This is a genomic window from Ignavibacterium sp. (assembly GCF_025998815.1).
Taxonomy (GTDB): Bacteria; Bacteroidota; Ignavibacteria; order Ignavibacteriales; family Ignavibacteriaceae; genus Ignavibacterium.
Window position 1 is genome coordinate 2,419,862 of sequence record NZ_AP026678.1, and the last position, 13,065, is coordinate 2,432,926.

At 35.5% G+C, this 13,065-nt stretch carries 13 protein-coding genes and 1 riboswitch; of the genes, 4 read left to right on the plus strand and 9 right to left on the minus strand.

Features of this window, described 5'->3' with window-relative positions:
• Positions 1-65: 65 nt before the first annotated feature.
• The 3 genes from Q0X14_RS10400 (at position 66) to Q0X14_RS10410 (ending at position 2,074) form a co-directional block, all read left to right on the plus strand.
• Positions 66-1,316, plus strand: coding sequence for an ATP-binding protein (locus Q0X14_RS10400; protein WP_297837990.1), 1,251 nt, complete (start codon positions 66-68; stop codon positions 1,314-1,316).
• A 104-nt stretch (positions 1,317-1,420) separates the two neighbouring features.
• Positions 1,421-1,639 carry a DUF933 domain-containing protein gene (locus tag Q0X14_RS10405; protein ID WP_297844740.1) on the plus strand — a complete coding sequence of 73 codons (219 nt, stop codon included), beginning with the start codon at positions 1,421-1,423 and terminating at the stop codon, positions 1,637-1,639.
• A gap of 54 nt (positions 1,640-1,693) precedes the next feature.
• Complete coding sequence (locus Q0X14_RS10410; RefSeq protein ID WP_297837992.1) at positions 1,694-2,074, plus strand: HsmA family protein; 381 nt, start codon at positions 1,694-1,696, stop codon at positions 2,072-2,074.
• A gap of 42 nt (positions 2,075-2,116) precedes the next feature.
• Here the strand turns inward: Q0X14_RS10410 and Q0X14_RS10415 are convergent, their stop codons facing one another.
• From Q0X14_RS10415 to metH, 8 genes are all read right to left on the minus strand, one after another.
• Positions 2,117-2,857, minus strand: coding sequence for an HNH endonuclease (locus Q0X14_RS10415; RefSeq protein ID WP_297837995.1), 741 nt, complete (start codon positions 2,855-2,857; stop codon positions 2,117-2,119).
• 94 nt (positions 2,858-2,951) lie between these two features.
• Complete coding sequence (locus Q0X14_RS10420; RefSeq protein WP_297837998.1) at positions 2,952-3,350, minus strand: PIN domain-containing protein; 399 nt, start codon at positions 3,348-3,350, stop codon at positions 2,952-2,954.
• The gene (locus Q0X14_RS10425; RefSeq protein ID WP_297837999.1) at positions 3,347-3,577 is read right to left on the minus strand and encodes an AbrB/MazE/SpoVT family DNA-binding domain-containing protein; all 231 of its coding nucleotides are present in this window, start codon (positions 3,575-3,577) and stop codon (positions 3,347-3,349) included. The genes Q0X14_RS10420 and Q0X14_RS10425 overlap by 4 nt, the downstream gene beginning before the upstream one ends.
• A 266-nt stretch (positions 3,578-3,843) precedes the next feature.
• Positions 3,844-4,008, minus strand: coding sequence for a hypothetical protein (locus Q0X14_RS10430; protein WP_297838001.1), 165 nt, complete (start codon positions 4,006-4,008; stop codon positions 3,844-3,846).
• A 99-nt stretch (positions 4,009-4,107) separates the two neighbouring features.
• Entirely contained in the window at positions 4,108-5,571 is a 1,464-nt protein-coding gene (locus tag Q0X14_RS10435; protein WP_297838004.1) for a M20/M25/M40 family metallo-hydrolase, read from the minus strand.
• Positions 5,572-5,644: 73 nt separating this feature from the next.
• On the minus strand, positions 5,645-6,262 hold the full coding sequence (locus tag Q0X14_RS10440) for a MarR family winged helix-turn-helix transcriptional regulator (RefSeq protein WP_297838007.1): 618 nt from the start codon (positions 6,260-6,262) through the stop codon (positions 5,645-5,647).
• Positions 6,263-6,444: 182 nt separating this feature from the next.
• A complete protein-coding gene (locus Q0X14_RS10445; RefSeq protein WP_297838009.1) occupies positions 6,445-6,936 on the minus strand; it encodes a cytochrome P460 family protein in 492 nt (163 codons plus the stop codon).
• A 96-nt stretch (positions 6,937-7,032) separates the two neighbouring features.
• Complete coding sequence (gene metH, locus Q0X14_RS10450; protein WP_297838012.1) at positions 7,033-11,226, minus strand: methionine synthase; 4,194 nt, start codon at positions 11,224-11,226, stop codon at positions 7,033-7,035.
• Between the two features lie 161 nt (positions 11,227-11,387).
• Positions 11,388-11,503, minus strand: a riboswitch (SAM riboswitch).
• Between the two features lie 163 nt (positions 11,504-11,666).
• Between metH and rfaD the strand changes: the two genes are divergently transcribed.
• Entirely contained in the window at positions 11,667-12,641 is a 975-nt protein-coding gene (gene rfaD / locus Q0X14_RS10455; RefSeq protein WP_297838014.1) for an ADP-glyceromanno-heptose 6-epimerase, read from the plus strand.
• Between the two features lie 53 nt (positions 12,642-12,694).
• Here the strand turns inward: rfaD and Q0X14_RS10460 are convergent, their stop codons facing one another.
• Positions 12,695-13,003, minus strand: coding sequence for a hypothetical protein (locus Q0X14_RS10460; RefSeq protein ID WP_297838017.1), 309 nt, complete (start codon positions 13,001-13,003; stop codon positions 12,695-12,697).
• Positions 13,004-13,065: the final 62 nt, after the last annotated feature.

Genomic DNA, 13,065 nt, shown 5'->3' on the forward strand with positions numbered 1-13,065 from the left:
AATTCTTTTTTCAGATATATCATTAAACGGCTGATAATCAGCCACTTAGTGGTTGATTATCAGCAATGCTTACCTTAAATTTGTTCCGTATGATAAAGAGAAAGATTACATCAAAATTACTTCTGTCTTTATCCGATTCACCGGTTGTGGTTATTCAGGGTGCCCGTCAGACAGGAAAGAGTACGCTCGTAAAATATTTATCAGAAGAAATATACCCCGCGACCTATCTGACTTTTGATGATTTAACCATTTTATCAGCAGCCCAAAGCAATCCAATTGATTTTATATCGGCATATTCGGGGAGTGTTATCATTGATGAAGTTCAAAGGGTTCCTGAAATATTTTTAGCAATAAAGAGATTTGTTGATCGGGACAGAAAGCCCGGAAAATTTATTTTGACTGGTTCAGCGAACATTCTTTTCTTACCCAGAATATCAGAATCTCTTGCAGGAAGGGTTGAAATTCTAAAACTATTTCCCTTTTCACAAAGCGAAATCAGTGGAACCGAAAAGAATTTTATTGATGAGCTCTCATCAAATCATTTTAATCCCTTAACATTTGAGATAAAAAAAAATAATCTGACAGAGAAAATAATACGTGGCGGCTATCCCGAAGTTTTAACAAGAAAAGATTTGGAAAGATTAAAAGCATGGTTTTCTTCCTATATAACAACCATACTTCAGCGTGATGTAAGAGATATTTCTAATATTGAAAAACTAAGTGATTTACCAAAACTTTTGTCTTTGCTCGCAAGCAGAGCCGGAACATTACTAAATATTGCCGAGCTTTCACGTTCATCAGCAATCCCACAGACAACATTAAAAAGATATATGGCCTTACTCGAGGCTACTTTTATGATTAGTCTTTTGCCCGCGTGGTCAGGAAATTTATCCAAAAGAATTATAAAGACACCAAAAGTTTATCTAATCGATACGGGAATATTATCTTATTTAACCGGCTTTGAAGAAAATAAAGTTACCTCGGATCCTTTATCCTGGGGAAGAATATTAGAAAATTTTGTTCTTATGGAACTAATTAAACAAGCAAGCTGGAGCAGAAAAAATTTATCTCTTTTTCATTACAGGTCTGCATCCGGACAAGAAATTGATTTTATTATTGAAAAGGATGATGGAAAGATTATCGCTGTCGAAGTTAAAGCTTCATCGAAAGTAGACGACTCTGATTTCAGACACATAAGAACTTTTGCAGAAGAAAACGGAAAGAAATTTCTCAGAGGAATAGTTTTTTACACAGGAGCGCAGATAGTTCCCTTTGGTAAAAATCTTTTTGCTATACCTGTAAATGCTTTATGGTAGCTTTTAAGTAACTTATTTTCATATCAATCAATACTTTTGATTTAAAATTATAAACAAGTAAATATGCTTTTGAAAAGTTCCTTAATAATTTAATAATACAACTAATTAATTTTTTTAATAATCAGCTTAAGAATATTGGTGGTATTGAGAGAATTTTAGCAGACTTGCTCAAAAAATTTATTCGTGCAGAAGTTGTTCACTACCACGACTTTATTGAATGCAGTGGTTCATTCGAAAAAGCAAAAGAACTTGGCAAATGGCGACTCGAAGGCAAAGAATACATCGTTAAAGACGGTGATATAATTTCCGTAAGGCATAGCTGAGATTCTCCTTTTAAGTCTGAAAACTAAATTGCTCTTTTAATATCTGGTTTTTTAATGTCAACCTTACAAATATTATCCGTTGTTTTAATTACAGCAGCATTAATCTGTTACAGTATTGGTGTATGGGCAGAACGTATTGCAAAATATCTGAAACGTTGGCATGTTCTCTTTTTCTGGTCGGGATTTATATTTGATGTATCCGGAACTTATGCAATGCACTTGCTTGCAACCGGTCCTTTTGATATTACAGAACTGCATACATTAACAGGACAGATTGCATTATGGTTAATGTTTTTTCACGCGATATGGGCAACAAGGGCAATAATAAAAAAAGATGAACGGCTATTAAAAACTTTTCACCGCTTCAGTGTTTTTGTCTGGTTGGTTTGGTTAATTCCCTACTTTGGCGGAATGTTTCTTGGAATGAGTAAGTGAGGTTATGCACTTGAAACTAAAATCAAAAAATTAAGGACTACTTCAGGAAATGCTTAAAAAGATAGGTGGTATTGTTAAAATCTTATTTGACTTTTTCAGATTATGTTTCATGCAAAGTATTCTCACATTCTCTGCAGTTAAACTTGTGCCCCCCTTAGAATACGGTATGTCGTGATCAAAGTGCAGATTTTCTTTTGAGCCACAAAGAACACATTGCCCTTTATCTCTTGCCCAGACCTCCAACTTAACTGCTGTTGGAATTATTCTCGAGTGAGGCAGTTCAACTTCTTTTTTCTTCGAAATAAATTCAACTGGCTTTAAGTAAAATTTAAATACTCTTCTTTTCCCTTTATTCAAATAATTAGCGTCAACAAGGTTGAAGAATCCTTTGTAGCACCATATTCCATCCTTTATTTTTTCATAAACTTTTATTCTGTGAGGTTCTTTTATTAAGCCAATTTTGTAAGCTTGGGCAACAGTAAAAAATTTTCCATTTTCTGTTAGGGAACCTTTTGGAGTCGTTAATGGCTGATCTTCTTCTTTTGGATCATCAGACAAATTGCCAGGCACATCATGGCCCTCATAAATTAAAGTGTTAGTTTTATCATCCCATTCATCTTTATATGGTGCATTTTTACGAACAGACATTAGAAAGATGGAATACTCAGGCTTAATTTGAAAATTCATCCCTTTTTGTAAATTGACACCTTCTGCCGAAACTAATTCAGCATAAGAAATAATATCGTCTACTTTAAAGTTAGGTTTATAAAATAAGTGTTTCATTTGTATTTATTAAAAAAATTAGAATCGGATTATTTCTTTCATAGGGATCACCAACCGATAAAGCTTTAAATCTCCATTTAATTCCGTTCATATATTATATCCAGGTTATTTTAATTTCATTTTCAAGGACTTTAAATTCTTTATCTCCTGTAACTAGAGTAGCTTTCTTTAATTTAGCCAAAGCTGCAGCGAACGCATCCGCAAAAGACATTTTATTGAAGGCTTTAATTTCTGCTGCAGCCAAAGTCAGATTTATATTTGCCTCAACAATATCAATTGGAAGTGCTTTTACTATCTCAAGAAAAAATTTAGCTTTCTGTTCACCTCCAACACGCAATGCATGATAATATACTTCACCCAGGTTTACGACGCACATAAGTGCAAATTCATCAGCTTCTGAGCATTTTTCAAAAATTTCAGAAACACGATCGTAACCCTCTTCTTTGTTCAGATATGCAATCAAAGCATAACTGTCAAGAACCACCGGCTTCATAGTTCTCTTTCTTTCTTTTTATCTTCCATCAGCGACTTAAGCATTTTACCTTTTTCTCCAAGGATACCGGCAAGCTTATTAAAGTATTCTTTATCAAGCGGCTGAATTATTACCTTATCTCCCTGTTCGATTAAAGCAACCTTGGAGCCGCCTTTAATACCAAGTTTCCTTCTAATCTTAACCGGTATTACAATTTGTCCTTTTGAAGTTACTACAGCAGTTTCCATTTTCTTACTCCTTTCTTTTGCAAACTTACAAACACTAAAAAAGTAAGTCAAGTATTTTATTTTCTTACTAAAATTAAAAAGTGGGAATATTTAGCATTTGTGAAATTTTTAGAAACAAACTGATGATACAAAGCAGTTTCCCGGGAAATTGTGAAGTAAAGTTATTTCAATTTTCCAATGCAGAAGAAGTGAATCCTAATTGGCTAATAGGCAAAATAAAATTGTAAATTTTCTGGTGGTTTTAATTTACTCTCTTGTATAGACCTTTACTTCATCAAATTTCCTACATACTCTCCAATGTAGTAGGGCCAGACAAACAGTGCGAGTAATCCTTTGAAGAAAGTTAGTTTCAGAAATCCGATTGTAAATAACCAACCCATAAACCAGATTGGTCCCATTATTCCTGCTACTTCAACTTTTCTCGATGCCATTGAATATTCCTTTCTATTTTATTTTGATGCTCTCTTAATAAGAATTATAATTTGTGGTCATCCTTCGACTGGCTCGGGATGACTCTATTTATATAACATTCATTTTATGATTTCTCTTTCATACTTTCCATCCGCAATATGTTTTGCAGCTAAGAAAGCAAGCTTAACAATCTTTTCATATAAATCAGGATTAAGTGTTTCTACTGTGTCAGTAGGAAGATGAAGATGATCATAACTGTACTTTGAAACAAAGTAAAGTGAGGGAATTCCTTTTTCGTGAAAAGGTGTTGCATCTGCTCCTCCACCGCTCCAGGTATCATTTACCATTAGCTTAAAATTTTTCTCATCAAATTCTTTTGCAATCTGCCATAGCTTCGGAGAGCTTTTTCCATTTCCAACCTGAATGCTATCACCATAGCCGATGCAATCGAGATTAAGCATTGCTATAATTTTTTCTTTAGATACTTTCAGATTTTCAACAAAATGTTTTGAGCCGTTTAATCCTTGTTCTTCACTTGCAAACAAAACAAAAATTATTGAGCGTTTGGGTTTAACTTTATCAGCAACAAATGCTTTTGCAATTTCGAGCACACCAGCCGAACCGGAGGCATTATCATTTGCACCGGGAAAAAGTAATCCTGCCTGCGAACCTACATGATCGAGATGAGCACCAATAACAACATATTCATTTTTTAGAACGGGATCGCTACCTTCCAGCAAGGCGACCACATTCATTGTCTTAGCTTCTTTCTGATAATATGTTGTAGTAATTACTTTCGCTTTTGTTCTTGTTAAAAACGAAAATGGTTTTTTCTTTTCATCAATTTTAGTCTGACATTCACTGAGTGTTAATCCGACTTTCTGTAACACTTGATTGGCAGCTTCGATTGAAATATGCAGTTGTGGAAAATCTGTTGGTTGTTCTCCCTCACCGTGCATCACACTTCCAATCAGCGGCTGTGGCTTTTCATCATTCGGAAGCGAAACGAAAAGAATTCCTTTTGCACCTTTCTGTTTTGCAACCAATGATTTTTCTCTTGGATAAGCCGAGCCCCATTCTTTGTCATCAATTTTCCATTTTGGATTTTGCTTGAACACAATTACAATTTTGTTTTTGACATTTACATTCTGATAATCATCATAACCTAAATCAGGTCTTGAAATTCCATATCCGCAAAATGCAACCGGCAAAGTAAAACTATTAGCTCCGCTGAATCCTCTTAAAACAAAATCCTTTCCGTGTTTATATGTGATTGTTTCTGAATCAATAATTGCTTCGAAGACTACAGGTGTATCAACTTTGTTGTATTCAACATTCAGAAACTGAAAATAGCCGGCATCACCAAAAGGTTTTAATTTCATTTCGAGAAATTTATTTGCGACAAACTTTGCGGCTTTATCATATCCTTCGCTGCCAGGCAGTCTTCCATCAAATTCTTTGGATGAAAGGATTGAAACAGTTTTTATTAATGATTCTTTTGTGATTTGAGAAACTGCGTTTCTATCCTGTGGTTTAATTATTGTAAAACCGATTAGAAGAAGAATGTAGATAAGTGTTTTCATTGCATCACAATTTTGTTTTGATGAACTGAATAAAAATAATCAAACAATTGTGAAATCAGAAAAACTGCTATGTTCATCCAACTGCTAATTCGTGCTCAGGACAATCAACTCTGAGTTCTTCAGTTCGAAGTGGAAGATTCAGAAGCTGGCAGAAATAGGTTTCTTTTCTGTTCTTCTTCTGAATTTGAAAGTGTCTGCAGGTAATACAAATTCGGTTGCGGTTTATTATTCCTTCTTCTTCAAAGCTGATTAGTATCTGAAGAAGAGTTTCATAAAGGTTTATTTTTTTATCTATGGAAATATCTTTGAAATTTCTTCTGAACTTTTCACCCCAGCTTTCAATTTTCTTTACAAGTTCTTTCCCTTTTGAAGTCAATTCAAGATAAAAGAATCTTGCATCTTCTTTATCAGAAAGTTTTTTTACTAGTTTTTTCTGGACCAAAGATTTAACAGCATCGCTTACGGTTGCTTTTGTAATATTTAATCGCCGGGCAAGTGTGGTGATGTTTCTGTCGGTTTTCGGCTGATGGTAAACATAAATAAGAATCTGTGTCTGAATCGGACTGAGATTATACTGTTTGGTCTGTTCCCAAAGCAGTACTCTGAAAATGTGACTTATTCTCTCAAGTGCAAGAACAAGTTTTGAATCCAGATCGCTGTGCTGATATTTATGATTGAATATAGATTTCACAAAACAAAATTAAATAATTAAAAGGATAGAAAACAGAAATGTCACCCTTCGATAAGCGACTGTGTCATAATAATTTGTCAATCTGAACCTGTTTCAGATTCCAAAATAAATTCGCAATGGCAGCTAAGACACAGTCCCGAAACGCAGGGTGACACCCGATTAACAGGAACTGATATTACAACTCACTTTCTGTACTCACTAAAAACATAATCTTTATCTTTTTGCGAAAGATGACAGCTGAAACATTCGCCGTACATATTTTTCACAACTCTTTCTTTAGTGTCACCTTTAAATCCTTCAAATCCCCAACCGCCGGTGTCTTTGTATTTTTTTGAGTTTTTTTCCATTACACCGACAACTTTTCTGTTTCCCTCTGCAATTGCATTATCTGCGGAAACTGTTTCCAGCAAATCAAAAACTATTACAGAACCATCTTTGAATTTATTTCCGGCTTTATATCCTTCGAGTGCAGTTTTGTTTGCATAGATATGATGAATTCCACCGAAAGCATCGTAAAGCGGATGACCTTTTTCAAGAATAAGTGTTTTTACATGCGTCCAGTTTCTGTAACCATCGGGATATTTGACTTCATCATTACCGAAGCCAAACAATACTGCTGTTCCGACTACTATTGCAGCAAAAAGACCGAAAGAAAGAATGATTTGTTTTTTCATAAAGCACTCCTTTTTTTGATTTAAATAAATTAGTTAGGATTCCTAACTAATATAATCCTTAAAGAAATACCTGTCAAGTAATTTGTAAAATAAAAATCAGTAATTGAGGTTGGGACTGAGCCATCTTTCAATTTCCTCAACGCTCATTCCTTTGCGGCGATGATAATCAAGCACCTGATCTTTATCAATCTTTCCAACCTGAAAATACTTTGCTTCAGGATGGGCAAAATACAATCCGCTTACACTTGCGGCGGGATACATTGCCATTGATTCAGTAAGTTTAATGCCAGAGTGTTCTTCAACTTTTAGTAAATCAAATATGATTGGCTTTTCTGTGTGATCCGGTTGTGCAGGATATCCGGGTGCCGGACGAATACCGATGTAATTTTCTTTTATAAGTTCTTCGTTAGTTAGATTTTCATCCGATGCATAACCCCAATATTCTTTTCTGACAAGTTCGTGAAGATGTTCTGCAAATGCTTCGGCTAATCTGTCAGCTATTGCTTTAATCATTATGCTGTTATAGTCGTCGTGATTTTTCTCAAATTCCCGGATCAGTTTCTCAATTCCGATTCCTGCAGTAACAGCAAATGCGCCAATATAATCGATTAGTCCGGAATCTTTTGGTGCTACAAAATCAGCCAGAGCAATGTTGGGCTGTCCTACTGTCTTTTGCATTTGCTGGCGAAGTGTGTGTAAAACGGTAAGAACTCCTTTCCTGGATTCATCGCTGTAAACTTCAATATCATCTCCAACGGAATTAGCAGGAAACAATCCGAATACAGCATTTGCAGTTAAAAGATTTTCGGATACAACTTTCTCTAAAAGCTTATTTGCATCATCGAAAAGTTTTTTAGCTTCGCTTCCGATTTTTTCATCATCAAAAATTGCGGGATACTTCCCTTTTAATTCCCATGTTTGAAAGAACGGAGTCCAGTCAATATAATTTCTTAATACTGAAAGCGAATAATTCTTCAGAACAGTAACACCCAACTTATTTGGTTTTTTAATTTGCGATTTGCTCCAATCTATTTTCAACTTATTCTCTCTTGCCTTTTCAATAGGAATAAGTTGTTTATCGGTTTTTTTCTTCAGATAATCTTCGCGCAGTTTTTTATATTCATCTTTTACTGATTGAATATATTTTCTTCTTTCTGTTTCATCAGGATTAAGTAAAGAAGAAACAACAGGAACGCTGCGCGATGCATCGAGAACATGAATTACAGCTCCATCATAGCTTGGATCAATTTTAACAGCTGTATGAACGCGGGATGTTGTTGCACCACCAATAAGCAAAGGAATTTTCAGTCCTCTTCTTTGCATTTCTTTTGCAACATGAACCATTTCATCGAGCGATGGAGTGATAAGCCCGCTTAAACCAATAACATCAACTTTCTTGTCAATTGCCGTTTGAATGATTTTCTCGGCGTGAACCATAACTCCAAGATCAATCACATTATAGCTGTTACAGCCAAGCACAACAGCAACAATATTTTTACCTATATCGTGAACATCGCCTTTGACTGTTGCCAATAATACTGAAGCCCCTCCTAAATCCTCCTCTTTTGCTTCGTCAAAACCCTCTCTGTTAGAAGCCTCCCCTAAATCCCCTCCAAAGGAGGGGACTTTTAAATTCTTTATAATTTCCTCCAATACATTTTTAGTGTCTTTAATTACCTGCTCATTGGTAAATCGAATCACTTTAAAGCCAACTTCATTTAGCCATTGAGTTCGAATTTCATCTGATTCTTTGTTATCAGGAAGTTGATGAATCAGTCCATCAATTTCTATAATAAGTTTCTGTTCGAGGCAAACAAAGTCGGCAATATATTTTCCGATTATGTGTTGTCTTCTGAATTTATAGTTCTCAAGTCTTCTATCCCGTAAAAGCTCCCACATTTTTTCTTCTGCTTCAGTAGGATTAGAACGGTTTTGTTTAACGAATTCCTTAAGTAATCCATAAACGCCCGGATCTGCTGTCATCCAATCAAACTTATCTGACTCTGAGGAAGAGGCATTTGCTCCCTTCTCCTTTGGAGAAGGGCTGGGGATGAGGCTTTCATTTCCCGAGGAGATTTGGGGTTTGGCAATAAAAGGTTCCAGTATCGCCACTGCCTTTTTCATAACTCTCGCGCTTTTTACAACCTGTGGAAGAAACATTTTGCCTGCACCAAATAAATCACCGACTACATTCATTCCTGCCATCAAAGGACCTTCAATTATTTCAAGCGGTGCGGAATATTTTTCAAGAGCTTCTGCAATATCATCATCAATATAATCAGTGATGCCTTTAATCAGTGCGTGCTTTAATCTTTCCTCAACCGAAAGATTTCGCCATTCATCTTTCTTTTCTTCAATATGAACTTTGTCTTGCTTCTTAATCTTTTCAGCAAAATCAATTAATCTTTCCGTTGCATCAGTTCTTCTGTTAAGAATAACATCTTCAACCAGCTCGAGTAAATCTTTGGGAATATCTTCATACACTACAAGCTGTCCGGCATTTACAATTCCCATATCCATTCCAGCTTTAATAGCGTGATACAGAAAAGCCGAGTGCATAGCTTCACGAACAACATCGTTACCACGGAATGAAAAAGAAAGGTTACTAACGCCTCCACTTACTTTTGCAAGTGGCAAATTTTGTTTTATCCAGCGTGTTGCTTCGATGTAATCAACTGCATAATTATTATGCTCAGACATTCCTGTTGCAATAGCAAGAATATTCGGATCAAATATTATATCCTGTGGTGGAAATCCAACTTCTTTGGTTAGAATATCATAAGCCCTTTTACAGATTTCTATACGCCTTTCAAAAGTGTCTGCCTGACCTTTCTCATCAAACGCCATCACTATAACTGCTGCACCATAACTTAAAATTTTCTTTGCATGTTCTTTAAATACTTCCTCGCCTTCTTTCAATGATATGGAATTTACAATTCCTTTTCCCTGCAAACATTTTAATCCGGCTTCTATAACTGACCATTTTGATGAATCGATCATTATCGGGAGTTTCGCAATATCAGGTTCTGCTTCAAGTAGATTCAGAAATTTTGTCATTGCCTTTTCTGAGTCGAGCATACCTTCGTCCATATTAACATCAAGCACCTGAGCACCGCCTTCAACCTGATCTCGTGCAACCGAAAGTGCTTCATCATATTTCTCCTCTTTAATCAGCCTCGCAAACTTTTTCGAACCGGCCACATTAGTTCTTTCACCGATGTTCATAAAATTTGAATCGGGACGAAGTATGACGGGTTCAAGTCCGCTTAATCTTAAATATGGTTCCTGAGGTTTTGGAATTCGTGGTTTATGATGTTTGACTATTTCTGCAATTGCTCTGATATGGTCAGGAGTTGTTCCGCAACATCCACCAACTATATTCACAAATCCACTTGCAAGAAAATCTTCAAGCACACTTGCCATTGATTGCGGAGTTTCGTCATATCCTCCCATTTCGTTTGGAAGTCCCGCATTCGGATAAACAGAAATAAATTTATCAGCTATATTCGATAAGTCCTCAACGAATGGTCTCATCTGCTTTGCACCAAGAGCACAGTTTAATCCTACGCTTACAAGATTTTTAGCGTGAGAAATTGAAATATAAAATGCTTCCACTGTTTGTCCTGATAAAGTTCTTCCGCTCATATCAACAATAGTTCCCGATATCATAAGCGGAAGCTCAATATTTTTCTCTTCGAGATAATTTTGAATTGCTATGATTGCAGCTTTTGCATTTAATGTATCAAAGATTGTTTCAATCAAAAGGATATCAACACCGCCATCAACAAGTCCTTTTGTCTGTTGATAATACGCATCAACCATTTCATCAAAAGTAACGGCACGATAACCCGGATCATTAACATTCGGTGAAATCGAAAGTGTTTTGTTTGTTGGTCCTAATGCGCCTGCAACAAATCTCGGCTTGATAGGATCAGTTTTATTAAATTCTTCCGCAACTTCTTTTGCAATTCTGGCAGCTTCGAAATTTATTTCATAAACAAGATGCTCGGTATGATAATCTGCCTGTGAAATTGGGGTTCCGTTAAATGTGTTAGTTTCAACAATATCGGCACCTGCTTCAAAATAAGCGCGATGAATACCTTTAATTATTTCTGGTTGAGTAAGACAAAGAATATCATTGTTACCCTTTAAATCGTATGGATGATCTTTAAATCTCTCACCGCGATATTGTTCTTCTGTAAGTTTGTGGCGCTGAATCATTGTTCCCATTGCACCATCGAGAATGAGGATTCTTTCAGACAAAAGTTTTTTGAAAATTTCTACATTCATTACGAATACCTTTATTTATCAAACCATAAAAAATTATTTTCTTAGTGTCTTTGTGCCTTCGTGGCGGAAAAGATTTTTTGCCACGAAGACTCGAAGACACAAAGAGATTTAAAACTAAATTGCCTCTTCAGATGATATGAAGAGGCAATCAAAACTTCTTCATCTCATCTTCCCCCTGATAAACAGGGGCAGGATTTAGCACCCGACATCACGACAAAGTCTTGACCGGCTGCTACGGTATCAACGGGCCTGTTCCCTACACCGTTCTTGATAAGATTTTATTATGTAAAAGAACTATTAAATCCTGTTTCAAATATATGAATAATAGTTGCTTTGTCAAGTTGATCGTTTAATACTGAACTAAATGATGTCCGCATTTCTTTTATAGCTTGTCAATTATCTTTAAATTTCAAACAGCAAAAATCAAAGGATTGTTTCATATGATAGTTGTAACTGGTGGCGCTGGTTTTATCGGAAGCGCTATTGTGTGGAGATTAAATAATCTCGGGAATGATAAGATTATTATCGTTGACGAGCTCGGCACTACAGAAAAGTGGAAAAATCTTGTCGGATTAAAGTTTCAGGAGTTTATTCACAAAAATGATTTTATTAACTCTATAGTTGAAGACTCTATTGAATTTCCTGTTGAAGCAATAATTCATATGGGAGCCAACTCTTCTACTACAGAAAAAGACGCAGATCACCTTTTTTCGAATAACTATCTCTATACTCAGGAACTTGCCAGGTATTGTTTATCAAAAGAGATTAGATTTATCTATGCTTCCTCTGCAGCAACATACGGAGATGGCTCGCTTGGTTTCGATGATGATGAATCGAAGTTGGAAAGTCTTCGTCCATTAAATATGTATGGCTACTCAAAACAATTATTTGACCTTTGGGCAAAACGAAATAATGTTCTTGATAAAATAGTAGGAATAAAATATTTCAATGTTTACGGACCTAACGAATATCACAAGGGAGATATGCGTTCGGTTGTGCACAAAGCATTTGAACAGGTTCGTGATACAGGAAAGGTTAGATTATTCAAATCTTTAAATCCTCAATATAAAGATGGCGAGCAGATGCGTGATTTTGTTTATGTAAAGGATGCTGTTGATATGACACTTCATTTTCTTGAGCATAAAGACCAAAACGGAATTTACAATGTTGGTTCCGGAAAAGCTCGCACCTGGATTGATCTTGTAACAGCTTTATTCAATGCTGTTGGTAAACCGGTAAACATTGAGTTTATTGATTTGCCCGAACATCTCCGGGAAAAGTATCAATACTTTACCGAAGCTAATCTTTCTAAAATCAAAAGGGCCGGATATAATAAATCAATTACTTCTTTAGAGGATGGAGTAACTGATTATGTTAAGAATTATTTACTGAAAAATTTATATCTAGGTTACTGAAAAGACTAAGAATAAAGGTGAGATTAAGAGTGAGCGGTTAGCTCACTCTTTTTTTAAAACTTTTCTTCGTCATCATCCAGAAGATCATCTTCATCATCGAGATCATCAATATCAAAATCGTCATCAATTAAATCATCTGCAGGCTCTTCGTCTTCGTCGAAGAAATCATCGTCTTCATCTTCATCAAATAAATCATCATCATCAACAAGATCATCATCTTCTTCATCATCATAATCATCAAAATCGTCGTCTTCATCAGGGTTTTTTCTTTTAGCTGCAGAAAGTTCCTGCTCTGCAAGAAGTCTCCAGAATGATTTATTGACTTCGTTTTGTTCGTTATTAAGAAAATTTAATTCATTCATTTCCATCTTTAATAGTCTCCAAATAATCTTTGTAATTTCTTAAGTTAATTTATAGTTGCTGT